Below are 25,842 nucleotides of genomic sequence, written 5' to 3'. Positions count from 1 at the left end.
TCAAAGCGAAAAGGGAGATTGCATCGTGACCGAAGAGACAAAACCCAAAGGACCGGCTTCGTACTTCCCGTCAATCGAGAAGAAGTATGGGCAGCCGATCAGCCATTGGCTGGACCTGCTTAAAACCCTCAACGACAAGAAGCACATGGAACTGGTGGCCTGGCTCAAGACCGAACACGGCATGGGGCATGGCCACGCCAACGCGTTGGTTGCCTATCACTTGGCATCTGCCACCTAGCGCCGGACAACACCATGCCCGCCCCCGAATCCACCCTCCTCGACAGCTGGCACCACAATGCCCGGGCCTGGATCGACGCCATCCGCACGGGCACCATCGAAAGCCGTCTGAAGGTCACCGACCAGGCCATCCTGCTGGCGGTGCTGGGGCGCCAGCCCGAGCGGGTGCTCGACCTGGGCTGCGGCGAAGGCTGGCTGTTGCGTGCGCTGACGGACCGGGGCATCGAGGCGGTCGGTGTGGATGGCGATGCGACGCTGGTGGAAGCGGCACGGGCGGCGGGCGCTGCACCAGTGCATCTGGCGAGCTATGAACAGCTGGCAGAGGCAGCCGTCGACATCGGCCGCGACTACAACCTGATCTGCGCCAACTTCGCCCTGCTGCATCAGGACATCATCCCCCTGCTCGGCGCCATGAACACCCTGCTCGCCCCTGGCGGCGCGCTGGTGATCCAGACGCTGCACCCGTGGGCCGCTGCGGCGGGCGACTATCAGGATGGCTGGCGGGAGGAGACCTTTACCGGGTTCAAGGGCCAGTGGCAGCCCATGCCGTGGTACTTCCGCACCCTGTCCAGTTGGCTCAACGCGCTGGACATGGCGGGTTTTGTACTGGCCGGCTTGCAGGAACCGCAGCACCCGCAAAGCCCTGTGCCGCAGTCGTTGCTGTTGGTGGCCGAGCCAAGGCTGTAGAAGCGCGGCACAGCCAACATCATCGGCGATTGATCTACCGCTTTCGCGGGCAAGCCCGCTCCCACAGGTTTTGTGAACACTGAAGTACCTTGTGGGAGCTGGCTTGCCAGCGAAGGCGTCGGCACAGCCAACATCATCGGCGATTGATCTACCGCCTTCGCGGGCAAGCCCGCTCCCACAGGTTTTGTGAACACTGAAGTACCTTGTGGGAGCTGGCTTGCCAGCGAAGACGTCGGCACAGCCAACAACATCAGCGATTGATCTACCGCTTTCGCGGGCAAGCCCGCTCCCACAGGTTTTGTGAACACTGAAGAACCTTGTGGGAGCTGGCTTGCCAGCGAAGGCGTCAGCACAGCCAACATCATCGGCGATTGATCTACCGCCTTCGCGGGCAAGCCCGCTCCCACAGGTTTTGTGAACACTGAAGAACCTTGTGGGAGCTGGCTTGCCAGCGAAGGCGTCAGCACAGCCAACATCATCGGCGATTGATCTACCGCTTTCGCGGGCAAGCCCGCTTCCACAGGTTTTGTGAACACTGAAGAACCTTGTGGGAGCTGGCTTGCCAGCGAAGGCGTCGGCACAGCCAACATCATCGGCGATTGATCTACCGCTTTCGCGGGCAAGCCCGCTCCCACAGGTTTTGTGAACACTGAAGTACCTTGTGGGAGCTGGCTTGCCAGCGAAGGCGTCGGCACAGCCAACATCATCGGCGATTGATCTACCGCCTTCGCGGGCAAGCCCGCTCCCACAGGTTTTGTGAACACTGAAGTGCGTTGTGGGAGCTGGCTTGCCAGCGAAGGCGTCGGCACAGCCAACATCATCGGCGATTGATCTACCGCCTTCGCGGGCAAGCCCGCTCCCACAGGTTTTGTGAACACTGAAGAACCTTGTGGGAGCTGGCTTGCCAGCGAAGGCGTCGGCACAGCCAACATCATCGGCGATTGATCTACCGCCTTCGCGGGCAAGCCCGCTCCCACAGGTTTTGTGAACACTGAAGAATCTTGGGGGAGCTGGCTTGCCAGCGAAGGCGTCGGCACAGCCAACATCATCGGCGATTGATCTACCGCTTTCGCGGGCAAGCCCGCTCCCACAGGTTTTGTGAACACTGAAGAACCTTGTGGGAGCTGGCTTGCCAGCGAAGGCGTCGGCACAACCAACATCATCGGCGATTGATCTACCGCCTTCGCTGGCAAGCCCGCTCCCACAGGTTTTGTGAACACTGAAGAACCTTGTGGGAGCTGGCTTGCCAGCGAAGGCGTCGGCACAGCCAACAACATCAGCGATTGATCTACCGCTTTCGCGGGCAAGCCCGCTCCCACAGGTTTTGTGAACACTGAAGTACCTTGTGGGAGCTGGCTTGCCAGCGAAGGCGTCAGCACAGCCAACATCATCGGCGATTGATCTACCGCTTTCGCGGGCAAGCCCGCTCCCACAGGTTTTGTGAACACTGAAGTACCTTGTGGGAGCTGGCTCGCCAGCGAAGGCGTCGGCACAGCCAACATCATCAGCGATTGATCTACCGCTTTCGCGGGCAAGCCCGCTCCCACAGGTTTTGTGAACACTGAAGAACCTTGTGGGAGCTGGCTTGCCAGCGAAGGCGTCGGCACAGCCAACATCATCGGCGATTGATCTACCGCTTTCGCGGGCAAGCCCGCTCCCACAGGTTTTGTGAACACTGAAGTACCTTGTGGGAGCTGGCTTGCCAGCGAAGGCGTCGGCACAGCCAATAAAAAACCGGAGCACTGTGAAGTGCTCCGGTGCGCTCATGCTGCTAACGCGTCAGGCCCATTCTTTACGCAACTGACGCGCAGCGTTGACCATGTGCACCAGCGCCGCTTCGGTTTCCGGCCAGCCGCGGGTTTTCAGGCCGCAGTCCGGGTTGACCCACAGGCGTTCGGCGGGAATGCGCCTGGTGGCCTTGCGCAGCAGGTTGGCCATGTCCGAGGCGTCCGGCACCCGTGGCGAGTGGATGTCGTACACGCCGGGGCCTATGTCGTTCGGGTAGGCGAAGGCTTCGAACGCGTCCAGCAACTCCATGTCCGAGCGCGAGGTTTCGATAGTGATCACGTCGGCATCCATGGCGGCGATGGACTCGATCACATCGTTGAACTCGCTGTAGCACATGTGGGTGTGGATCTGGGTTTCGTCCCGCACACCCGAGGCGCACAGGCGGAACGCTTCGGTCGCCCAGTCCAGGTAGTGCTGCCACTGCGCCTGGCGCAACGGCAAGCCTTCGCGGAACGCCGCTTCGTCGATCTGCACGATCCTGATCCCGGCGGCTTCCAGGTCCACCACTTCGTCGCGAATGGCCAGGGCCAGCTGACGGGCCTGTACTTCACGGGTCACGTCTTCGCGCGGGAATGACCACATCAGCATGGTCACGGGACCGGTCAGCATGCCCTTCATCACTTTGTCGGTGAGGCCTTGGGCGTAGCGGATCCACTCCACGGTCATGGCTTTCGGACGGCTCAGGTCGCCGAAGATCACCGCCGGTTTCACGCAGCGCGAACCGTAGCTCTGCACCCAGCCAAAACGCGTGAATGCATAGCCGTCGAGTTGCTCGGCGAAGTATTCGACCATGTCGTTGCGCTCGGCTTCACCGTGCACCAGCACGTCCAGGCCCAGGCATTCCTGCACTTGCACGGCGTGGCGAATCTCGCTGTGCATCGCTTCGGTGTATTCGGCCTCAGTCAGCTTGCCTTGCTTGAACGACTGGCGCGCCAGACGGATCGACGCGGTTTGCGGGAACGAACCAATGGTGGTGGTCGGGAACAGTGGCAGGTTCAGGCCCGCGCGTTGCTTTGCAATGCGCTGGGCAAACGGCGATTGACGCTGGCTGTCCCTGGCGGTGATCGCAGCCACACGGGCCTGGACAGCCGGCTTGTGAATGCGCGGCGATGCAGCACGGGCCGCCTGAACGGCGCGGCTTTGACTCAGCGCTTCGAGAACGTTCGGCGCCTCGGGCTCGTTGACCGCCTGAGCCAGCAGCGCGACTTCTTCACACTTCTGCACGGCAAACGCCAGCCAGCTTTTCAGCTCGGCATCAAGCTTGTCTTCGCGGCCCAGATCAACCGGGCTGTGCAGCAGCGAGCAAGACGGCGCGACCCACAGGCGATCGCCCAGGCGTTCGTGCGCGTGCTGCAGGGTGGCCAGGGCGTTTTCCAGGTCGCAACGCCAGACGTTACGACCGTTGACCACACCCAGCGACAGCACCTTATAGGCCGGCAGGCGGTCGAGAATGGTCGGGTACTGTTCAGGCGCACGCACCAGATCGATGTGCAGCCCATCCACCGGCAGGTTGGCCGCCAGGCCCAGATTCTCTTCCAGACCACCGAAGTAAGTGGCGACCAGCTTCTTCAGCGGGTCGCGCTGGATCAGGTTGTAGGCGCGTTCGAAGGCGTTTTTCCAGCCCTGAGGCAGGTCGAGCACCAGGATCGGCTCGTCGATTTGCACCCACTCGACGCCCTGCGCCGCCAGGCGCTGGAAGATCTGGCCGTACAGCGGCAGCAGGCGTTCGAGCAGTTCGAGCTTGTCGAACCCGGCGCCCTTGGCCTTGCCCAGCCACAAGTAGGTCAGCGGGCCGATGATCACCGGCTTGACGTTATGCCCCAGTGCCCGGGCTTCTTCGACTTCTTCGAACAGTTGATCCCAGCCAAGCTGGAACTGCTGGTCGGCGCTGAACTCCGGGACCAGGTAGTGATAGTTGGTGTCGAACCACTTGGTCATTTCCTGGGCGTGGGCACCGCCGCAGCAGCTGTCGCTCACACCGCGCGCCATGCCGAACAGGGTCTGCAGGCTGGCCTTGCCATCGTGCGGGCGGAAACGCTCAGGGATCACACCGAACATCAACGAGTGGGTCAGGACCTGGTCGTACCAGGCAAAGTCGCCGACTGGCAGCAGTTCGATGCCGGCCTTTTTCTGCAAGTCCCAGTGGGTCTTGCGCAGGTCACGGCCAACGGCGCGCAGACCGGCTTCATCGAGCTCGCCCTTCCAGAACGCCTCTTGGGCTTTTTTCAGTTCACGGTCGCGGCCGATGCGCGGAAATCCAAGGGAATGGGCCAATGCCATGACAATAAAACTCCATGTGGTTGATGGCGTCATTGTCGGTAGTTGAGCCCTGGTGAGACAAACTCATTTAAATCGTGATGATCACGAGTTTATTTCATGAAGATAGACGCAGCCCTTTGCGTCGAATACTTCGGAGCGCGGCGCACTACTCCTGATAGTAATAAAGCTTGTTGATGATCACCCATCGACCGTCCACCTTCAGCAACGACAGGTAATCGGTAAACCGCATCCCGGCGAAATCATCGATGACCTTGACCGCCGCCGCGTCGCCGGTGACATCGAGACTGATCACCTGCCAAAACGGCTGCGTACCGGCAGGCGCCGGAATTTCGGCCTTGATGGCGATGACAAACTCATCCAGGGAAGCCCATTCAAGCACCTTCTGGAAGTGACCGATGATGCGACAGTCTGGATGAAAGACCTTGCGCAACAGCGCTTCATCGGCGAAGACCATGCCCTCCACGTAATGACGCACCACCAGGTGGATCTGTTCGGTATCTATCGATTGAGTGCTCATGATTGAACCTCTGGTTGTCTTGACCGACAGTCTCCCCAAGGCTGATCAAGCAGAAAGTCTAGGCAGCGCCTGTGCAGTTGCGCGGTTTTACGACCGGAGGCGCTGAGCAGGATGCAGGTTGTGCTCTGAGCCATACTGCAAAAACCTGTGGCGAGGGGGCTTGTCGGATCGCCGCACCGCCCCGTTGGGTCGCGAAGCGCCCCCCCAAAAAAAAGGTTCTTCACGGCACAGATTACGAAATATCTGTAGGAGCTGCCGAAGGCTGCGATCTTTTGATCTTGCTTTTACGATCTGGAGATTTCTGAAGATCAAGATCAAAAGATCGCAGCCTTCGGCAGCTCCTACAGTTTCCCGGAATTACGTGATGAACCAAAAAAGGGGACTGCCCCCTCACCACAATGGAAATGTTTCAGCCTGATCAGATCTCCCAGATCAGGTTGACCGCCGCATAACGCCCAGGCTGAGTCATACGATCAAGACCCGCTGCGTTTTCGTCGCGGCCCTGCACGTCGCCCCAGTTCCAGTACTTCTTGTCGGTGACGTTGAACAGGCCGCCGTTGATCGACACTTCCTGCGTCACCTGCCACCAGGCCGTCAGGTCGAGGGTGCCGTAGCCCGGGGTCTCGAACTGGCGGTTGATCAGCAAGTCGGCATCGCCGCTGTGGTCGACGCGGTCCTTGGACTGAACCAGGGTCCACATGACCTGGCCGCCATACACGCCGCTCGGTGCATCGTAGGCCAGGCCCATGACCGCCTTGAGCGGGTCGACACTGTTGAGCGCCTCGCCGGTTTCCTCATTTTTGCCGCGCGCATAGGCAATCGAACCCAGGGCACGGGTACCTGCCGGCATGAAGGCGTCCAGCTTGATGTCACCCTTGGCTTCGGCACCACGGATGGTGACCTTGCTCACGTTTTGCGACTGGAAGGTCAGCGGGATGTCGCTGGTCGGATCAGTGAAGCTGACCGTTTCGATGAAGTCCTTGTACTTGTTGTAGAACAGCGCGATGCCGAAGCTGCCCAGGTCGTAGCGACCGCGCAGGCCGGTCTCGAAGCTGTTGCTGGTTTCCGGCTTGAGGTTCGGGTTGCCGATTTGCTTGTAGCCAAATTGCGGGTTGCTGAACTCACCGTACATGTTGACCGGGTTCGGCGCACGGAAGCCGGCAGCGTACTGGCCGTAGACGCTTTCGTGTTCGGTCAGCTGATAGGTCACACCGAATTTCGGCGAAATGTGATCGTCGGAGAGGCGCGAGGGATCGGTGTCCGAGGGCAAACCGTTGAGGTATTCCTGCGTGACGTGCGGTGTCTGACGGTAGTAGTCGTAGCGCAGGCCTGGCAACAGGGTCCAGCGGCCGACCTCGATACTGTCCTGGACGAACAGGCCCAGGGATTCGCTGGTCGGATCCGGGAAGTCGCTGACCGGGAAGTTCTCCGTGGCCGGCACAATGGCGCCGGTGTCCAGGCGCACTTCTTGACCCGTACGCTTGTTGCTCGACTCGATGCGTTTGACTTCGGCACCGTAGATCAGGTGATGCCGGGTGTCGGCAATCGCGAATTCCTTGTCGAGTTGGGTGTTCAAGCTCCACAGGCGTTCGTCGTAAGTCGACTGGCGGGTGCGCACACGGTTGACCCGCGAGGTGGTCTGGCGCTGCTGATAAGTGTCCTGGTCGTTGCTGCTTTCCTGATAGTTCAACTGCCATTGCAGCTTGTCGGCCATCGCGCTGTCCAGGGCCAGGGTATGGGCCAGGCTGTAGCGGGTGCGGTCGATGCTGTCATCGGCCGTGGAGCCGAGAATCGCCGGGCTGGTGAGGGTGGCGCGGGTGACGATATCGCTCAGCAGGTTGCTCTTGGCGTCATCCTGGTAGCGCTCGTAAGTGAACTGCAGGCGGTCGCCCTCGCCGTAGTCCCAGCCCAGTTTGGCCAGCACGTTTTCAGTGGTGTAGTTCAGCGGGTTGGCTTCGGTGCGCGATGCGCCTGTGCCACCGACGTTGCCTGCGGTGTCGGTGGACTGACCGTCGCGGCGACCCAGGTGCAGCAGGCCGTCGACGGTACCGGTACGCCCGGCGAACGTGGCGCTGCGCTGCCAGCTGTCATCGCTGCCGTCGTAGCCGGTCTTGAAGCGCGCGTAGGTGTCGTCGCCGTCTTCGAGGTACTCGCCGGCATCCTTGGTCAGGTAGCTGACCGCACCGCCGATGGCATCGCTGCCGTACAACGAGGACGCCGGGCCGCGGATGATTTCCACCTGCTTGATGGTGTCGAGGTCGACGTAGTTGCTGCGCACGTCCTGGAACGGGCTGAAAGCGTTGCTTTGCGGGACGCGCACGCCGTCGACCTGGGTCAGTACCCGATTGCCGTCGATACCGCGGATGTTCGCCCCGGACAGGCCGAAGCGGCTGCCGGTGCCACTGACCGAAACACCCGGCTCGTAACGCACCACATCCTTGAGGTCCTTGTCGTTCTGCTGATCGATTTCACGCTCGCTGTGCACCGACACGGTACTCGGCACTTGCAGCAGGGTCTGCTCGGTGCGGGTGGCGGTCACGCTGACGGTATCGAACTGGGTAACGGGTTCGGCGGCAAAGGCCAGCGAAGGCGAGAGCAACAGCAAGCAGAGCCAGGGACGCATGGCGAATGGCGGGCGGATCGACATCTAACTTTTACTCCTGGGATCTGACAGTGGTCACTTGCATGCAGGGTGTTGAAGGGGATCTGCATGGGCGACGGACACTGTCCGGCGTGTGTTTTGTGTTGTATGAACCAAGCGTTTGGCCCCTTTCTGTCGAAGGGATGTATACAAAAACGCTTGTCGGCAGCGGCGGCGAAGATAACCAGCTTGACTTGTAAATGCAAATTATTACCATATGCATTCAGCTTAAAACTGGAACAAGCGTGCATGAAGCACTTCTGGGGTTGTCTGGGGTTATCGATTGCGCTGCATTTGAGCGCCGGATGGCTCGTCCGCGAGATTCAGGCCGCGCCCGAACCGCTGGCCTTTCAGCCACCGATGGCGATTCAACTGGTGACGCTGGCACCGATGGCCGTGCCCGCACCGACCCCGCCACAGCCCGTGCGCACGTCTGCCCCGATGCCGGCACCAGCACCTTCGCCTGTACCTGCGAAACAACCTGAAACGGCGAAAGCCGAGACCGCAGCGCCTGCACCGACACCGGTCAAGCCGCTGCCGGTCAGCACCCAGCCGACCATGGTCAAGGCGCCAGGCAAGCCACAACCGCCCGCCAAACCTCGTGGCGAAACCAGTCCGGCCCCCCGTCGTGCCGAACCCGTAGAGCTTCCGGCCACCATGGCGCAGACCCCGACTCGCCCGGCACCGGCAGCGACACCCGCCGCCGCGCCCGCACAGAACGCCAACCCGACCCTCCCCGTCGCTGCCGCTCCGGCGCCCAAGCTCAACCCGGTGGTCAGCCTGCGCCCGTCCTTCGTCACCCCTCCTCCGGCGCCTCGCTACCCCAACACTGCCCGCCGCCGCAACCAGCAGGGCGTGGTGCGGATCGAGGTGCGCCTCGATGAACACGGCCAGCAACTCAAGCTGACGCTGGTGCGTTCCTCGGGGGTGGAGAGCCTTGACCAGGCCGCTCTCGAAGCAGTGACCACCTGGCGTTTCCGCCCCGAAATTGTCGACGGCCGGGCTGTGCCCAGCCGTGTAGAGATACCAATAGAATTCGCCCTCACGGCGAACCGTTGATCCTGAAGGAGCATCACATGACCGCCAATACTTCCGCCCTGCCAGTCGCCCCGGCCCTGTACCAGACCTGGCAACAACTGCGCGCCGAACAACCCGGCCTGCGCGCCCGCGATGCCGCGGCCAAACTGGGTGTCAGCGAAGCTGAACTGACCGCCAGCCGCCTGGGCACCGACACCGTGCGCCTGCGCCCGGAATGGAAGGAACTGCTGCCGGCACTGGGTGAACTGGGCACCATCATGGCCCTGACCCGCAACGAGCATTGCGTGCACGAGCGCAAAGGCGTGTACAGCGAAGTGACCGTGATGGGCAGCGGCCAGATGGGCATGGTGCTGTCGCCGGACATCGACCTGCGCCTGTTCCTCAGCGGCTGGGCCAGCGTGTTCGCCGTCGACGAAGCCACCCCACGCGGTCCGCAGCGCAGCCTCCAGGTGTTCGACCGCCAGGGCCTGGCCGTGCACAAGGTCTACCTGACCGCCACCAGCTTCGATGCCGCCTGGGCACCGCTGGTCGAGCGTTTCCATGCCGAACAACAGACGGCCGAACTGGACCTGCAACCGCTGCCACAGGCCAAGGCGCCACGCGTCGACAGCGAAGTGGACGTCGATACCCTGCGCAGCGAATGGTCGCAGCTCAAGGACACCCACGACTTCTTCATGCTGCTCAAGCGCAACGACGTGGCGCGCACCCAGGCCCTGCGCCTGGCCGGTCACGAGTGGGCCGAACCTCTGGCCACCGTCGAGCTGACCCGGGTCATCGAAGAAGCCGGCAAGCGCGAAGTGCCGATCATGGTGTTCGTCGGCAACAAGCACTGCATCCAGATTCACTCAGGGCCGGTCAGCAACCTGCGCTGGATGGACACCTGGTTCAACGTGCTCGACCCGATGTTCAACCTGCACCTGAAGACGACCGGCGTGACCGAGTTGTGGCGTGTGCGCAAGCCGAGCGTCGATGGCATCATCACCAGCTACGAAGGTTTCGATGCCGAAGGCGAACTGGTGATCCAGTTGTTCGGTGTGCGCAAGCCGGGCATTCCTGAGCGTGACGACTGGCGTGCCCTGGCTGAAACCGCCACCCCTCTGATCGGCTAAGGAAGAGTCCCGATGCGAATCAAAACACTGCTGGCCTGTGCCGGCGTGCTCGTCAGCCAGATGGCCGTCGCCGACGCCCTGCCCCAGCGCTGGGTCAGCGCCGGCGGCGCATTCAGCGAATGGGTGGTCGCCCTGGGCGGCGAAAGCAAGCTGGTGGGTGTCGACAGCACCAGCCAGTACCCACAATCGCTGCACAGCCTGCCGGGCGTCGGCTACCAACGGGCGCTGGCGGCCGAAGGCATTCTGGCGCTGAAGCCGGACATTCTGGTGGGCAGCAACGAAATGGGGCCACCACCGGTGCTGGAGCAACTCAAGGCCGCCGGCGTGCGCATTGAATTGCTGTCGGCCAAGGCCGACGTGCCGGCCCTGCAACACAACCTGACCGAACTCGGCCAACTGCTGGGCAAGGAAACCGAGGCCCAGGCGCAGATGGCGGGCTACCTCAAGCGTCTGCAAACCCAGGCCGATTGGGTCAGACTGGCGCAGCAACAGCAACCGGCTCCCCGGGTGCTGATGCTGCTCAGCCACTCCGGTGGCAACCTGCAAGTGGCGGGCAAGGACACCCTGGCAGCCTGGATGATCCAGCAGGCCGGCGGCAAAAGCCTGGGTGAGCACAACGGCTACAAACCGGTCTCCAGCGAAGCCATCCTGAGCCTGGACCCGCAGGTGATCATCTTCGCCGGTGGCAAACTGCAAGGCGATGCGGCCCGTAAAGCCCTGCTGGAACAGAACCCGATCCTGGCGCAAACCCAGGCCGGGCGTGATGGCCGGGTGGTGATGATCGACCCGACGCTGCTGGTCGGTGGCCTTGGCCCACGTGTGCCGGACGCCTTGACCCGTCTGTCCACGGCGTTCTATCCGGATGTCAAGGCGCAGACTGCCGGGACCCACCCATGACGGCCATTTTCCGGCCGCGTCCGACCTTGATCTGTTTGCTGCTGTTGCTGGTGCTGGTGTTCTGGCTGTCCCTGGCCCTCGGGCCGGTGAGCCTGCCATTGGGCGATACCTTGCTGGCCGGGATGCGCCTGCTGGGGTTGCCGCTTGACGGTGGGGACACACAACAGGCGGAGCTGATCCTCGGTCAGATCCGTCTGCCGCGCAGCCTGCTCGGCATCGCCGTGGGCTCGGTACTGGCGTTGTCCGGGGTGGCGATGCAGGGGTTGTTCCGCAACCCCTTGGCGGACCCGGGCCTGGTCGGTGTCTCCGGCGGTGCCGCGCTGGGCGCCGCCCTCGCCATCGTCGGCGGCAGCCTGCTGGGTGGCGTGCCAGCGGTCATCGAACCTTATCTGTTGTCGGTCAGCGCCTTCGCCGGTGGCTTGATCGTCACGGCGGTGGTGTATCGCTTCGGCCGCCGCAACGGGCAAACCGACGTTGCCACCATGCTGTTGGCGGGTGTGGCGATGACGGCCATGGCCGGTGCCGGCGTGGGTCTGTTCACTTACCTGGCCGATGATGCGACCCTGCGCACCCTGACGTTCTGGAACCTGGGCAGCCTCAACGGCGCCAGCTATCCGCGCCTGTGGCCATTGCTGATCGTCACCGTGGGCGTGGCGCTGTGGTTGCCACGTCGCGCGGCGGCACTCAATGCCATGCTGTTGGGCGAGTCGGAGGCCCGTCACCTGGGCTTCGACATCGAGCGCATCAAGCTTGAGCTGGTGTTGTGCACGGCGCTCGGCGTCGGCGCAGCCGTCGCGGCGGCCGGCCTGATCGGCTTCATCGGCCTGGTGGTGCCGCACCTGATGCGCCTGCTGGTCGGCCCGGATCACCGGGTGTTGCTGCCCGCGTCGTTGCTCGCCGGTGCCAGCCTGTTGTTGCTGGCCGATCTGGCCGCGCGCCTGCTTTTGGCGCCAGCCGAATTGCCGATCGGCATCGTGACCGCACTGATCGGCGCGCCATTCTTTCTTTATTTGCTGGTTCGAGGGCGTTCCTGATGCTGCGGGCAAACAACTTGCTGGTACGTCGTGGCAGCCGCACGGTACTGGCGAACATCGATATCCAATTGCGCCCCGGCGAAGTGCTCGGCGTGCTGGGACCTAACGGCGCCGGCAAAAGCACTCTGCTCGCCGCCTTGTGCGGCGAACTGCCAACCAGCGAAGGCAGGGTCAGCCTCGACGAGCGTCCACTCGCCGACTGGCCGGGCCAGGAACGGGCCAGGCGCCTGGCCGTGCTGCCGCAGAGTTCGAGCCTGAACTTTGCGTTTTCGGTCAATGAAGTCGTGGGCATGGGGCGCCTGCCTCACGCCAGCGGCCGCGTGCGCGATGGCGAAATCGTCGCCGAGGCGCTTTCAGCGGCCGATGCGCTTCATCTTGCCGGGCGCAGTTATCTGGCGCTGTCCGGCGGTGAACGCCAGCGCGTGCATCTGGCGCGGGTACTCGCTCAACTCTGGCCGGGGGCCGAAGGGCAAACCCTGCTACTCGATGAACCGACGTCGATGCTCGATCCGTTGCACCAGCACACCATTTTGCAAGCCGTGCGCGACTTCGCCGAGCGCGGTGCAGCGGTGCTGGTGATCCTGCACGACCTCAATCTGGCTGCACGCTACTGCGATCAACTGCTGTTGTTGCAACAGGGCCTGCCCCACGCCTACGGTCCACCGGCACAGGTGCTGACCGCCGAGGCGCTGGCGGCGGTGTATGGCCTGGAGGTGCTGATTCACCAACACCCGGAACGCGGCCACCCGTTGATCATCGCCCGCTGATACCGTCCCCCTCCTTCGTTGATTGAGGGGCTTCTGTCTATTCAAGGAAAACCGATGCGCTTTCTGTTGCTGTGTGCGTTCAGCCTGTTGGCTGCCTGCCAAACCCATTCTGTAACGCCGCCCCCGGCGCCGATTGCCCCGCAGGGGCGCGATCACGCCGATCTCGGCGTCATTCGCGAACTGGCCAGCGGTCGCACGCTGACACCGCAGGAACTGGTCGAACGCCTGGCCGTTGCGCCGCGGGTTCTGGTCGGCGAACAGCACGACAACCCGGACCACCATGCCCTGCAATTGTGGTTGCTGCGCGAGCTGGCGGCACAACGCCCCCAGGGCAGCCTGCTGATGGAGATGCTCAATCCCGATCAACAGGCCAAGGTCGATGCCGCGCAAGCCGCGACCCGCGCTGGCCAGCCGCCGGCCGATGCGTTCAAGGCGCTGGCCTGGCAGGCCAATTGGGACTGGAGCGTCTATGGTGCCCTCGTCACCTACGCGCTGCGCCAACCCTATCCGCTGCTGGCGGCAAATCTGGACCGCGCGCAGATCATGCAGATCTACCGACAGCGTCCTGAGTTGGATGGCACAGCGTCCACCACCCGACAGGTGCAGGCGACCTTGCTGGACGACATCCGCCAATCCCATTGCGGTCTGCTGCCCGAATCACAAATGCCGGCCATGCTCGCCGTGCAGCAACAACGCGACCGGCGCATGGCCGAGCGCCTGATGGCCGCGCCGACGCCGGCGTTGCTGCTGGCCGGGGCCTTTCATGTGCGCAAGGATCTCGGGGTGCCGCTGCACCTGAAAGACCTCGGTGCCGGTGAAGGCAACGCCGTGCTGATCCTCGCCGAAGCGGGCAAGACCGTGACCGCCGAGAGCGCGGACTACGTGTGGTACACGGCCGCACAGCCGGAACAGGATCATTGCGCGAAGTTGCGCCGTTAATTGTGGTGAGAGGGCTGTCTGTGGTGAGGGGGCTTGCCTGTGGCGAGGGGGCTTGCCCCCGTTCGACCGCGAAGCGGTCGCCAAACAGGTGCATGCGGTTTACCTGACATACCGCATTATCCGGGTTTGGGACTACTTCGTAGTCCAACGGGGGCAAGCCCCCTCGCCACAGGCAAGCTCCCTCGCCACAAGAGCACTATTGCCCTCAGCCGAACATGCTGCGGCGCGACACTATGTCACGCCTCTGTGCCGGTCCAATGGTCGTATCACCCCGCCGCTACCGGCACAGTTTGTTAAGATCCCCGCGATTTTTTCGTCTGTACAGTCATCACGCTGTCAGTTTCAGCCTGTTCAACAGGATGCTTTTTTCCATGAGTACTTTGTATACCCGCCGAACTGTCCTGCAAGGCATGGGCCTGTTGAGCCTGGGCCTGCTCGCCGGTTGCGACGACAGCAGCAAGCTGTCGTTCAAGTACGGCAAAGACCTCAGCGACAAGATCATGGGGCGTAACTTCAAGCTCACGAACACCGAGGGCGAAACCAGGATGCTGGGCAGCTATCGCGGCCTGATGCCGATGGTGTTCTTCGGTTTCACCCAGTGCCCGGCCGTGTGCCCCACCACGCTGGCCCGTGCCGCCCAGGCCAAAAAGCTGATGGGCCGCGATGGCGAAAGGCTGCAGGTGGTCTTCATCACCCTGGACCCGGAGCGCGACACGCCAGAGCTGCTCGACAAATACGTCAAGGCTTTCGACCCGAGTTTCGAAGCGCTGTACGGCACCCTGGAACAAACCGCCGCCACCGCCAAGGAATTCGGCGTGTTCTTTGAAAAAGTCCCGAGCGGCGATACCTATACCCTCTCCCATACCGCGACCAGTTATGTCTTCGACTCCCGGGGCAATCTGCGCCTGGGGCTGTCCGCGTCCCTGACGGCCAAAGAGTGCGCAGAGGACCTGCTCACCGTGATGGAGGTTTGCTGATATGAATGCCCCGCAAGCTAAGAACCGTTTCGCGCAACGTTGCAAGCAACTGGCACTGGGCTTGTCCCTGGTCGGCCTGGCCTTCCAGGTGTCGGCACAAACCCGGGTCGACGACGCCTGGGTCCGCGCCACCGTAGCCGGCCAGCCGTCGAGCGGCGCCTTCATGACCGTCACCGCGAGCAGCGACAGCAAACTGTTGAGTGTGCAAACGCCGGTGGCAGCTCTGGTGCAGATTCATGCAATGAGCATGAAAGACGACGTGATGAAAATGCAGCAGGTGGACGCCGTGGCACTGCCGGCCGGTAAAGCGGTGAGCCTGGATCCCAATGGCTACCACATCATGCTCATGAACCTGACGGGCCAGATCAAGGAAGGCGACAAGGTGCCGCTGACCCTGACCGTCGAAGACGCCAAGGGCGAGAAAGAGTCGATCCAGGTTGAAGCCGTTGCCAAGGCGATTGGCACCATGGATCACGGCAACATGGCGCATGATCACAGCAAGATGAATTGATTTCCCCGTAGTCTCGCAACAGCAAAAAGATCGCAGCCTGCGGCAGCTCCTACGAAATCGGTGTAGGAGCTGCCGCAGGCTGCGATCTTTTTTTAGATCGAAACGTCAACTCAAACGAGCTTGAGCACAACGTTGATGTTGTTGCGCGTGGCTTTCGAATACGGGCAGTACTGGTGCCCGGTGTCGACGATTTTCTGGGCGGTTTCACGGTCCAGCCCCGGCAGGCTGACATTCAGCCGCGCCTGGAGCAGGTAGCCGCCTTCATTAGTGCCCAGGTCGACTTCCGCATCGACCGCCACATCCTTGGGCAACACCACTTTCATTTCCCGGGCTGCCACTTGCATGGCGCCGATAAAGCAGGCTGACCAGCCGGCAGCGAACAATTGCTCGGGGTTGGTACCGCCACCGCCCGCACCTGGCGACGAAAGCTTCACATCGAGGATGCCGTCGGAACTGCGGGAGGCGCCGTCACGCCCACCGGTGGTGTGGGTCTGGGCGGTGTACAACACTTTATCGATCTGGTTCATGTTGACCTCCTGATTGAGTTGTAGAAAACCGGTTTAACACCCCATCCGGTCGCCGGGATGGTCAATCAATATAGACGTCACCGGCCCGTGCCGCAGTCGATCCGACCGGCGCCCGTTTCTTCCTTATTTGCGCGCCAACTTGTACCTGACGCAGTCCTCATAAAAGCTTTGCCGCACAGCCGTCGGTTTCAATCGCGAAGAACTGTCATAAGTTTGCTCTGTAATACCAAGAGCCATCATGCGCATCCATGTTTTTGAGAACTTGTAGGCCTGGATTTTCTGCCGTGCGGCGTACAGGGAAACCCCTGAGAGCTTGAGCTCCTGTGCCCTTGCAGCAGTGCCCGCGCCCCAACTGCACATGTATTGATCCTGGGTGGCCAGTTCTTTGGCTTGCGTCGAGTTGCTGATACCCGCAACAACTAGCGGAATTAACGCGATCCATACCTTGCGCATCTTGACCTATCTAACTAGTTGAAAATGAACTAATTTTGCGGGGGATTTTTTAACTTGGGGGCCAGCATCGTGCCTTTTTTGCAAATGAGTGCAAAAAAAGAGATGGCTAAAGCCATTTCTTGCGAGTTTTCAATCCTTTGCTATAGCTAAGACTCTCAATCGCCAACTAAGTGAGGCAACGGAATGTCAGTCGCAAAAAAAATGAGTGTAGGGCAACTGACAATGTTGACCGCCGTCAACATGTTGGGCTCAGGCATTGTGCTACTACCGACGAAACTAGCGGAAGTCGGTGCAATTTCGATTCTTTCCTGGCTGGTGACGGCCACCGGCTCCCTGGCTCTGGCCTACGCCTTTGCGCGATGCGGGATGCTCAGCCGCAAGACCGGCGGCATGGGTGGCTATGCCGAATACACGTTCGGTAAAGCCGGTAACTACATCACCAACTACACCTACGGCCTCTCACTGTTGATTGCCAACGTGGCGATCAGTATTACCGCGGTTGGCTATATACAGACGTTGTTCGGAATAAAACTTGATTCACTGCAGGTAGGTCTCGCGACCATTGCCTTGTTGTGGATCACGACCTTCGCCAACTTTGGCGGCGCGCGCATTACCGGCCGGATCGGCGCGATCACCGTCTGGGGTGTGATTGCACCGGTGGTGCTGGTGTCCACGGTGGGCTGGTTCTATTTCGACAGCAGCGTCTACGCCGCTGGCTGGAACCCTCATGACAAGAGCTGGTTCGAAGCGGCAGGCGCCTCGGTGGCGATCACCCTGTGGGCCTTCCTTGGCCTGGAATCGGCTTGCGCCAACACCGATGCGGTGGAAAACCCTGAGCGCAACGTACCGATTGCGGTGCTGGGCGGCACCCTGGGTGCGGCGGTGATCTACATCGTCTCCACCAACGTCATCTTCGGCATCGTCGGCAACGAAGAACTGGTCGCGTCCACCGCGCCGTTCGGCCTGGTGTTCGCCAAGATGTTCACCCCGATGGTCGGTGACATCGTGATGGCGGCCATGGTGCTCGCCTGCATCGGTTCGTTGCTGGGTTGGCAGTTCACCATCGCCCAGGTGTACAAAAGCTCGGCCGACACCGGTTACTTCCTGTCGATCTTCGCCAAGGCCAACAAGGCGGGTACGCCGATTGTCGGCATGCTGGTGCTACTCGCGGCGCAGACCGCACTGGCCCTGCTCACCATCAGTCCCGACCTGAGCAAGCAGTTCGACACCCTGGTCAACCTCGCGGTAGTGACCAACCTGGTGCCGTACATCCTGTCCATGGCCGCGCTGATGACCATGCAGAAAGTCTCCAACGTGCCGGAAGGCAAGGCCTTGGCCACCAACGTCATTGCGCTGATCGCGGCGGCCTACAGCTACCTGGCGCTGTACAGTTCCGGTGAGCAGGCCCTGATGCTCGGTGGTGTCGCCACCATCTTCGGCTACACCCTGTTCGGCTTCGTCAACAACCGCCTGATCCGCCTCGAAGCACTCAACAACAGCGTACCGACGCAAACCGTCAGCGCGCAGCACCTCACTGCCGCGCCAGTGCCGGTGAACAATCTGAATAAAGCCACTCTGGAGACTCAAGCATGACGGACTATAAACATTCGCTGGGCATGCTGGCGCTACTGGTCAGCAGTCCACCGGACAAACGAACCGTGTTTGGCCGCGCCCTGGATCATCTGGTCCACGATGTAGAGGGACGGGGCGTCAGTGTTCTGGCCTCGGAAAGCCTCTCGGATGCCGCATCGATCCTGCGTTCGGACCCCGCTGTTCAGTGCGTGCTCATCCGCTGGGAAATGGACACCAGCGACGGTCACGCCGACTGCATCAAGCTGCTGGTCAAACTGCGCGAGCGCAACACCCGCGTGCCGGTGTTCCTGATCAGCGACCGTACCACCGCGTCGAGCATTCCGTTGCTGGTCATGCAACACGCCGACGACTTCATCTGGCTGCCCGAAGACACCACCGGTTTCCTCAGCGGGCGCATCCTGGCCGCCATCGAACGCTATCGTCAGGCGGCCCTGCCACCGATGTTCGGCGCGCTGGTGAAATTTGCCCGCACCTATGAATACTCCTGGCACACCCCGGGCCATGCCGGCGGCACCGCGTTTCTCAAGAGCACTGCCGGACGCGCCTTCTACGAGTTCTTCGGTGAAAACCTGCTGCGTTCCGACCTGTCGATCTCGGTCGGCGAACTGGGCTCCCTGCTCGATCACAGCGGCCCCATCGGCCAGGGCGAACGTTATGCCGCCAAGGTCTTCGGTGCGCACCGCACGTACTACGTGACCAACGGCTCGTCGATGTCCAACCGCGTCATTCTCATGGCCAGCGTCACGCGCAACCAGATCGCCCTGTGCGACCGCAATTGCCACAAGTCCGCCGAGCATGCGATGACCCTGTCCGGGGCGATTCCGACCTACCTGGTGCCGACCCGCAACCGCTACGGCATCATCGGCCCGATCCTGCCGCAGACCCTGAGCGCCGAAGGCGTGAAAGCCGCCATCGCCAACAACCCGCTGGTCAAGAAAGGCATCGACCCGACGCCGGTGCACGCCATTGTCACCAACTCGACCTACGACGGCCTGACCTACAACGTCACCCGCGTCGAAGAGTTGCTGGGCGAAAGCGTCGACCGCCTGCACTTCGACGAAGCCTGGTACGGTTATGCGCGCTTCAACCCGCTGTACAGCGGACGCCATGCCATGCACGGCAATCCGGCCGACCACGACAAGTCCAAGCCGACTGTGTTCGCCACCCAGTCGACCCACAAGTTGCTGGCCGCCCTGTCCCAGGCCTCGATGATCCACGTGCGCGACGGCCGTAACCCGATTGAACATGCGCGCTTCAACGAGTCGTACATGATGCACGCCTCGACCTCGCCGAACTACGCGATCATGGCGTCCTGCGACGTCAGCTCGGCGATGATGGAAGCGCCGAGCGGACAGATCCTCACCAGCGAGTCGATCGAAGAAGCCATCAGCTTCCGCCAGGTTCTCTCGCGCATGCACAACGAGATGCTGAGCAAGGACGACTGGTTCTTCACCTGCTGGCAGCCGCCGACCGTACAGGTAGGCGCCGCGACCGTGCCGTTCCATGAGGTCGATCCGGTTACGCTGAAAACCGACCCGAACTGCTGGGTCCTGCACCCGAACGCGGTATGGCACGGTTTCGGTGACATCGAAGACGGCTACTGCATGCTCGACCCGATCAAGGTGTCGGTACTTGCCCCGGGCATGGGCGACGACGGCAACCTGCTCGCCTCCGGTATCCCGGCCTGTGTGATCACGGCGTACCTGGGCCGCCAGGGTATCGTGGTCGAGAAAACCACCGATTTCACCATCCTGTTCCTGTTCTCCATCGGTATCACCAAAGGCAAGTGGGGCACGCTGCTCAACGCCCTGCTCGACTTCAAGCGCGACTACGACGACAACGCCGAGCTGGAGCTGTGCCTGCCCGACCTGTACAACGCCAACCAGCGACGCTACGCCGGCATGGGCCTCAAGGATCTGGCCGACGAAATCTTCGCCGCCATGAAGAAACACAAGACCACCGCCAACATGTCCCAGGCTTTCGGCACCTTGCCAAAAGCCGAATTCAGCCCGGTGGAGGCCTACGAGAAACTGGTGCGCAACGACATCGAACTGGTGACCCTCGAGCAAGCCGCCGGACGCCTTGCCGCCACCGGTATCGTGCCGTACCCGCCAGGTATCCCGCTGCTCATGCCAGGCGAGAACGCAGGCCCCGCGGACGGTCCGCTGCTGGCGTATCTCAAGGCACTGGAAGCCTTCGATAAATCCTTCCCCGGCTTCACCCATGACACCCACGGGATCGAGGTTGAGGATGGCGTTTATCGGATGCTGGTACTGAAGTAAGTCCAGCAGGCTCACCGCAACCCCTGTGGGAGCGGGCTTGCTCGCGAAGGCGTAGTGTCAGTCGACGCAATTGTCGAATGACAGGACGCCTTCGCGAGCAAGCCCGCTCCCACATTTTTTAGATCGTCTTCACACCAAAATCCCTATGGGCAAACTCAATCACCGCGCTCTATGATTGATCCCCATGACCACCACCGCTCCAATTCGCTCACCCTGCCCGCCCGGCGCCTGCGACTGCGGGCGTGACCCGTTGCTGGAAACACCAGGGGCGGACCTGCGCATTCTGTTTTTGACCCGCAACGAAGAAAAACGCCTGATCGAACGCCTGGAAAATCTGCAGAGCCTGAGCGATCTGGAGCACCTGCAACGGCGTATGCTCGAACAGTTGGGCATCCGCGTGGACATCGCCCCCGGCTTCAATGAGGTGCGCACCATGCGCGGCATCGGCATCCAGATCGGCGAACTGCCGGGGCTGTGCCGCAAGACCCGCGCCAACATCCCGGCCGCCATTCGCCGAGCCATGGAGAAGCGCCCGGAGATTGCCTACGAGCTGCTCAATGCCAACGACCTGTTGCGTGACGCCTGATGAAGCCCATTCTCGAATTCCCCCTCACCGACGAGATTCTCACCTCGTTCGCCCTGGCCATCGGCGCCGACCTGCAGGGCTACCGCAACCACATTTACCGGGTGCTGAATTTCCATGCGGCCCTCAGCGGTACCGAAGGCTTGCCCCCGGATGCCGTACAGATCGCAGCGGCGTTTCATGACCTGGGTATCTGGACCGATGACACCCTTGACTACCTGCCGCCGTCCATTGCGCTGGCCACTGAATATCTCGACAGCCGACAACGCTCGCAACTCAAAGATGAAGTCAGTGCGTTGATACTCGAGCACCACAAGCTGCGCCGGTATCGCGGCGCTTGTGCCGACAGCGTCGAACCCTTCCGCCGGGCCGATCTGGTGGATGTGTCCCTGGGCCTGGTCCGCTTCGGCCTGCCCCGAAGCTTCATCAAGACCGTGCAGTCGACCTTTCCCGATCACGGTTTTCACTCGATGCTGATGAAGCTTTCAGCCCGCCAATTGCTCCACTCGCCGCTACGGCCGCTGCCCATGTTTCGCTGGTGAAACAGGCGTCTGTCAGCCCCTCCAAAGTGCACCGGAACAGGATCAGCGGTCGTACGTGAGTCGCGGCGCACTGCTATGCCTTCCTTGGGAGATTTCGCTGCAAGCCAGCCAGGACAGGACTGGGAACCCAAGCGTGGCCACGGCCCCGGCGCCAGCCAGGTACGCGCAACAACAGGTGCCGATGCGCAACAGGAGGTGGCCGATGTTATTCATCGTCAGTTGGACAATCAGCCCGGACAACCGTGATGCCGCAATCGCACGTTTCCTCAAGACCGGTGGCGCGCCGCCCGCAGGCGTCACCATGCACGGACGCTGGCACGCCGTAGGCAGTTCGGCCGGCTTCGGCATTGCCGAGGCGAGTGATCTGGTGCCGATTCAAAAGTGGGTGCTGGAGTGGAACGACCTGATGAGCATGGACGTGCACGCCGCATTGACCGATGAGCAAATGGCACCCTTGCTGGCCGCCACTGCCGCCCGGTAATGACGATGGAGGCGGCGAGTATCGCTCGCCGCCCGACTCGACCCGCGCATTGACCGGTACGCCATTGAAGTGCAAAGCGCCTGGAACACTCACTTTCTGACTATCCAATACTGGATATTTTGTAATTCAAACCTACGCTCTTGGCGGGGATCACGAATTTCAATGACGGTCGGGGGCTCGTCTCGAAGTACTCACGCAAGTACGCAGGAGCTCTACATGAACCGGACAACCTCATCCTCGATGTTTGCAGTACCGCTGTTGCTGTCTGCAATGGCGATTCCCGGCCTGACCCTGGCCGCCGACAAAGCCCCCAACATCCTGGTGATCATGGGCGACGATATCGGCTGGTCGAATATCGGCGTCTACAACCAGGGCATGATGGCTGGCAGAACACCCAACCTCGACCAACTCGCCGCTGAAGGCATGCGCTTCACCGACTATTACGCCGAGGCCAGTTGCACGGCCGGACGCGCCAACTTCATCACCGGCGAACTGCCGATTCGCACCGGCATGACCACTGTCGGCCAGGCCGGCTCGCCCGTGGGTATTCCCGCCGAAGCCGTCACCATCGCGACCGCGCTCAAGGCCATGGGGTATGCCACCGGCCAGTTCGGCAAGAATCACCTGGGCGACTTGAACGAGTTCCTGCCCACCGTGCACGGCTTCGACGAATTCTTCGGTTACCTCTACCACCTCGACGCCATGGAAGACCCGGCGCACCCCAACTATCCGCAAGACCTGCTCGCCACCGTGGGCCCGCGCAACATGGTCCACAGCTGGGCCACCACCACCGATGACACCACTGTGATGCCGCGCTGGGGCAAGGTCGGCAAGCAGAAAATCGAAGATGCCGGCACGCTCTATCCGGAGCGGATGAAAACCATCGACGACGAAATTCGCGACAAGGCCTTCTCGTTCATCGACAAGGCCAAGCAGGACAACAAACCGTTCTTCGTCTGGCTCAACCCGACCCGCATGCACATCGTCACGCACCTGTCCGACAAGTACGAAGCCATGCGCAATGCGCAAAATGGCTGGTCGGAACAGGAAGCCGGCATGGCGCAGCTCGATGACATCGTCGGCGAAGTCATGGCGAAGCTGAAAAAAGACGGCATGGACGACAACACCATCGTCATTTTCACCACCGACAATGGTGCGGAAAACTTCACCTGGCCGGACGGCGGCACCACCCCGTTCGCCATGGGCAAAGGCACGGTGATGGAAGGTGGCTTCCGCGTGCCGGCGATCATTCGCTGGCCGGGCAAGGTGCCGGCCAACCAGGTCGCCAACGGCATCATGTCCGGCATGGACTGGTTCCCGACCCTGGTCGCGGCGGCGGGCAACCCGAACATCACAACGGAACTGCTCAAGGGCAAACAATTGGGTGATACCACCTACAAAGTTCACCTGGACGGCTATGATCAAACACCAATGATCACCGGAAAAGGTCCGTCGAACCGGCATGAAATCTTCTACTTTGGAGAGAGCACCCTGGGTGCGATCCGCATCGATGACTTCAAGTACCGCTTCATCGATCAGCCCGGGGGCTGGCTGGGTGCCAAGGTCACGCTGGACATGCCGATCCTGACTAACCTGCGTCTCGATCCGTTCGAACGTGCCGGATGGCCGGAGAATATGGCAGCCAATGGTTCGCTGGAGTATTTCGAGTGGTTCAAATTCCAGTTCTGGCGCTATGTGTTTGTGCAGCAACAAGTGGTCAAACTGGCCGAAACAGCCGTGGAGTTTCCGCCAATGCAGAAAGGCGCGAGCTTCAATCTTGAAGCGGTCAAGGCCAAGATCGAAGCGGCCCGGGCAGCCATGGCCAAGTAAAACAGCCGAAACCATGGGTGGCCGGCACAGGCCACCCACATTCGAAATGGACATTTGCTGAGGTAGTTACATGCGCACAAGCACACTGGCCCTACCCGCCTGTACGCTACTCGCCCTGTGCTGCCAGCCAGCCTGGGCCGGCGGCATCATGCTTTACGAAATCGGCACTGATAACGCTGGCCTGGCCAACGCCGGTGCCGCTGCCCGCGCCCAAGGCCCCTCGACCATCGCCAGCAACCCGGCGGGCATGAGCTACCTGCCAGGCACGCAAATCACCGCCGGCTTGCAGGTGCTGTACGGCGATTTGAGCTTCGACCGCGACGCTGGCACCAACACCCCGGGCAGCGGCAGTGGCAACGCCCTCGACCCGATTCCCGGCGGCAGCTTCTTCATCAGCCATGAACTGGACGAACACTGGAGCGTCGGTTTCGGCCAGTACGGCGACTTCGGGTTGGCGGTCAACTACGACAACGATTGGTCCGGACGCTACTTCTCGCAAAACGCCAGCCTTCTAGGCCTGTCGATGGTGCCGAGCGTGGCTTATCGCTTCAACGAGCAGTGGTCGGTGGGTCTGGGCGTAAAGGCCATGTACGGCATGCTGCAAGCCCAGACCGCGATTGACCGCTCGCCGTTCGGCTTTACCGACCGCACCGATGGCCAATTCAAGTACAAGGACCAGGATTGGGGCTTCGGGGCGAATGTCGGCGTGATCTACGCCCCGCAAGCCGGCACGCGCATTGGCCTGACCTACACCAGCCAGGTCGATCTGGACTTCGAGGACCGACTGGATGTGAAAGGCGATGGCCGACTGCTCGAACGCGTCAACAACACCAACACCGAACTCGATGTGAAGGTGCCGCAAACCGTCACCCTGAGCCTGTTCCAGCAACTGGACCGGCAATGGGCCTTGCTGGCTTCGGTCAACTGGCAGGACTGGTCGGAATTCGGTGACATCGGCGTACAGGTCGACACCACCGCCGTGGGTGCGCAATCGACAACAGTCGACGCCGGCTTCAAGGACACCTGGCACCTGTCCCTGGGGGCGCAATACCAGGCCACCGAGCAATGGCTGTGGAACGTCGGTGTGGCGTACGACAGCAGCGCCGTGTCGGACGGTAACCGCAGCGTGATCGTGCCGATGAACGAATCCTGGCGCATTGCGACAGGAGCCACCTATGCTCTGAACAAGGACACCGATATCAACGTCAGCTGGGCCATGGTCTGGCTCGGCGACATGCCGGTTGACCAGACCAAGTCCGTATCCGGCAATCAAATTTCCGGTGAGTTCGACAATGCCTGGATTCAAGCCCTGAGCGGGAACATGACCTGGCGATTTTGATGTCTTGTAAACGAAAGAACGACGATTTTATCCAAGGAGTAGACACCACTATGAATCTGTCCCGAAAACTGCTGGTCGGCGCTGCGCTGGCAAGTCTGTTGCTAGGCGGTTGCACCTCGAAAGTGACTGAGAAGGAACAGTACTCAGGCTTCCTGTCCAACTACAACAACCTGCAGGAAGTCCAAACGCCGAGCGGCGGCACCGCGATGCGCTGGGTCAGCCCTTCGTGGAACCCGAATGCGTATGACACCGTGGTGTTCAACAAGCTGGAGCTGTACCCGGCGCCCAAACCCGATGAGCGGGTCAACCAGCAGACGCTCACCGACATTCAGAACTACATGACCAGCAAGGCCAAGGCCACGCTGGGTCAGCGCTACCGTGTGGTGTCGTCCCCTTCGGCCGCTCCGGCGGGTTCCCGGCCCCTGATCATGCGCGCGGCGATTACCGGGGTGAACGCCGAGAACGAAGGCATGAAGTGGTACGAAGTGGTCCCCATCGCGGCTGTAGTCGGGGCCACCCAGGCAGCTACCGGTCACCGTGACCAGGACACCACCCTGTTCATCGAAGCCGAGTTCATCGACGCGAAGAGCAATCAGACCGTGGCCAAAGTGGTGCGCAAGGTGTTTGGCACTACCCTGGAAAATGAAAGCCAGAAGATTACCGCCAAGGACTTCAAGGCGGCGATCGACAAACTGGGTACCGACTTCCAGGCCTTCCTCAAGTAAGAACAGGTTGCTCGTGTAGGAGCTGCCGTAGGCTGCGATCCTTTGATCTTCAGGTTATTGAAACC

23 protein-coding genes are annotated in these 25,842 nt (G+C 61.6%); 18 read left to right on the top strand and 5 right to left on the bottom strand.

What is annotated here, in order from left to right; all coding sequences use genetic code 11:
* Positions 1-25: 25 nt before the first annotated feature.
* Positions 26-238, top strand: coding sequence for a DUF4287 domain-containing protein (locus ACEN83_RS11345; RefSeq protein ID WP_495580312.1), 213 nt, complete (start codon positions 26-28; stop codon positions 236-238).
* 14 nt (positions 239-252) lie between these two features.
* Positions 253-924 (top strand): class I SAM-dependent methyltransferase, encoded by a 672-nt coding sequence (locus ACEN83_RS11340; protein ID WP_495580311.1) that lies wholly within the window; start codon positions 253-255, stop codon positions 922-924.
* Between the two features lie 1,779 nt (positions 925-2,703).
* Here the strand turns inward: ACEN83_RS11340 and metE are convergent.
* From metE to ACEN83_RS11325, 3 genes are all read right to left on the bottom strand, one after another.
* On the bottom strand, positions 2,704-4,992 hold the full coding sequence (gene metE, locus ACEN83_RS11335) for a 5-methyltetrahydropteroyltriglutamate--homocysteine S-methyltransferase (RefSeq protein WP_495580310.1): 2,289 nt from the start codon (positions 4,990-4,992) through the stop codon (positions 2,704-2,706).
* A 145-nt stretch (positions 4,993-5,137) separates the two neighbouring features.
* On the bottom strand, positions 5,138-5,509 hold the full coding sequence (locus tag ACEN83_RS11330; protein ID WP_495580309.1) for a nuclear transport factor 2 family protein: 372 nt from the start codon (positions 5,507-5,509) through the stop codon (positions 5,138-5,140).
* A gap of 418 nt (positions 5,510-5,927) precedes the next feature.
* Positions 5,928-8,156, bottom strand: a complete 2,229-nt coding sequence (locus tag ACEN83_RS11325) for a TonB-dependent hemoglobin/transferrin/lactoferrin family receptor (RefSeq protein ID WP_495580308.1) — start codon at positions 8,154-8,156, stop codon at positions 5,928-5,930.
* 243 nt (positions 8,157-8,399) lie between these two features.
* Between ACEN83_RS11325 and ACEN83_RS11320 the strand changes: the two genes are divergently transcribed.
* From ACEN83_RS11320 to ACEN83_RS11285, 8 genes are all read left to right on the top strand, one after another.
* On the top strand, positions 8,400-9,209 hold the full coding sequence (locus tag ACEN83_RS11320) for an energy transducer TonB (RefSeq protein ID WP_495580307.1): 810 nt from the start codon (positions 8,400-8,402) through the stop codon (positions 9,207-9,209).
* Between the two features lie 17 nt (positions 9,210-9,226).
* Positions 9,227-10,297 (top strand): hemin-degrading factor, encoded by a 1,071-nt coding sequence (locus ACEN83_RS11315; RefSeq protein WP_495580306.1) that lies wholly within the window; start codon positions 9,227-9,229, stop codon positions 10,295-10,297.
* 12 nt (positions 10,298-10,309) lie between these two features.
* Positions 10,310-11,194, top strand: coding sequence for a heme/hemin ABC transporter substrate-binding protein (locus ACEN83_RS11310; protein WP_495580305.1), 885 nt, complete (start codon positions 10,310-10,312; stop codon positions 11,192-11,194).
* 50 nt (positions 11,195-11,244) lie between these two features.
* Positions 11,245-12,228 (top strand): FecCD family ABC transporter permease, encoded by a 984-nt coding sequence (locus tag ACEN83_RS11305; protein WP_495580867.1) that lies wholly within the window; start codon positions 11,245-11,247, stop codon positions 12,226-12,228.
* Entirely contained in the window at positions 12,228-12,995 is a 768-nt protein-coding gene (locus ACEN83_RS11300) for a heme ABC transporter ATP-binding protein (protein ID WP_495580304.1), read from the top strand. The genes ACEN83_RS11305 and ACEN83_RS11300 overlap by 1 nt, the downstream gene beginning before the upstream one ends.
* A gap of 54 nt (positions 12,996-13,049) precedes the next feature.
* A complete protein-coding gene (locus ACEN83_RS11295) occupies positions 13,050-13,934 on the top strand; it encodes a ChaN family lipoprotein (protein WP_495580303.1) in 885 nt (294 codons plus the stop codon).
* 371 nt (positions 13,935-14,305) lie between these two features.
* Positions 14,306-14,911 carry an SCO family protein gene (locus tag ACEN83_RS11290; protein WP_495580302.1) on the top strand — a complete coding sequence of 202 codons (606 nt, stop codon included), beginning with the start codon at positions 14,306-14,308 and terminating at the stop codon, positions 14,909-14,911.
* A 1-nt stretch (position 14,912) separates the two neighbouring features.
* Positions 14,913-15,422 carry a copper chaperone PCu(A)C gene (locus tag ACEN83_RS11285; RefSeq protein ID WP_007978088.1) on the top strand — a complete coding sequence of 170 codons (510 nt, stop codon included), beginning with the start codon at positions 14,913-14,915 and terminating at the stop codon, positions 15,420-15,422.
* A gap of 110 nt (positions 15,423-15,532) precedes the next feature.
* On the opposite strand, the gene ACEN83_RS11280 is transcribed toward ACEN83_RS11285, so the two are convergent.
* Together ACEN83_RS11280 and ACEN83_RS11275 are read right to left on the bottom strand one after the other, a co-directional pair.
* Complete coding sequence (locus tag ACEN83_RS11280; RefSeq protein ID WP_495580301.1) at positions 15,533-15,949, bottom strand: organic hydroperoxide resistance protein; 417 nt, start codon at positions 15,947-15,949, stop codon at positions 15,533-15,535.
* A gap of 123 nt (positions 15,950-16,072) precedes the next feature.
* The gene (locus ACEN83_RS11275) at positions 16,073-16,402 is read right to left on the bottom strand and encodes a hypothetical protein (protein ID WP_007978083.1); all 330 of its coding nucleotides are present in this window, start codon (positions 16,400-16,402) and stop codon (positions 16,073-16,075) included.
* Positions 16,403-16,585: 183 nt separating this feature from the next.
* Here ACEN83_RS11275 and potE point away from each other — a divergent pair, with 183 nt between their 5' ends.
* The 8 genes from potE (at position 16,586) to ACEN83_RS11235 (ending at position 25,777) form a co-directional block, all read left to right on the top strand.
* Positions 16,586-17,995 (top strand): putrescine-ornithine antiporter, encoded by a 1,410-nt coding sequence (gene potE, locus ACEN83_RS11270; protein ID WP_495580300.1) that lies wholly within the window; start codon positions 16,586-16,588, stop codon positions 17,993-17,995.
* Entirely contained in the window at positions 17,992-20,277 is a 2,286-nt protein-coding gene (locus tag ACEN83_RS11265) for an Orn/Lys/Arg family decarboxylase (RefSeq protein WP_407802510.1), read from the top strand. Before potE ends, ACEN83_RS11265 begins: the two co-directional genes overlap by 4 nt.
* Positions 20,278-20,461: 184 nt before the next feature.
* Complete coding sequence (locus ACEN83_RS11260) at positions 20,462-20,863, top strand: hypothetical protein (RefSeq protein ID WP_015094584.1); 402 nt, start codon at positions 20,462-20,464, stop codon at positions 20,861-20,863.
* Entirely contained in the window at positions 20,863-21,402 is a 540-nt protein-coding gene (locus ACEN83_RS11255) for an HD domain-containing protein (protein WP_218479983.1), read from the top strand. The genes ACEN83_RS11260 and ACEN83_RS11255 overlap by 1 nt, the downstream gene beginning before the upstream one ends.
* A 202-nt stretch (positions 21,403-21,604) precedes the next feature.
* Positions 21,605-21,883, top strand: a complete 279-nt coding sequence (locus ACEN83_RS11250; protein WP_116583166.1) for a DUF3303 domain-containing protein — start codon at positions 21,605-21,607, stop codon at positions 21,881-21,883.
* Between the two features lie 216 nt (positions 21,884-22,099).
* Positions 22,100-23,713 carry an arylsulfatase gene (locus ACEN83_RS11245; protein WP_495580299.1) on the top strand — a complete coding sequence of 538 codons (1,614 nt, stop codon included), beginning with the start codon at positions 22,100-22,102 and terminating at the stop codon, positions 23,711-23,713.
* Between the two features lie 70 nt (positions 23,714-23,783).
* Positions 23,784-25,052, top strand: a complete 1,269-nt coding sequence (locus ACEN83_RS11240) for an OmpP1/FadL family transporter (RefSeq protein ID WP_495580298.1) — start codon at positions 23,784-23,786, stop codon at positions 25,050-25,052.
* Positions 25,053-25,102: 50 nt separating this feature from the next.
* Positions 25,103-25,777 (top strand): DUF3313 domain-containing protein, encoded by a 675-nt coding sequence (locus tag ACEN83_RS11235; RefSeq protein WP_495580297.1) that lies wholly within the window; start codon positions 25,103-25,105, stop codon positions 25,775-25,777.
* The last annotated feature ends 65 nt before the right edge of the window (positions 25,778-25,842 follow it).

This window comes from Pseudomonas sp. Pseusp49, assembly GCF_059491875.1.
The sequence above is the reverse complement of the archived record's forward strand: the minus strand, read 5'-3'. Positions and strand labels throughout refer to the sequence as shown.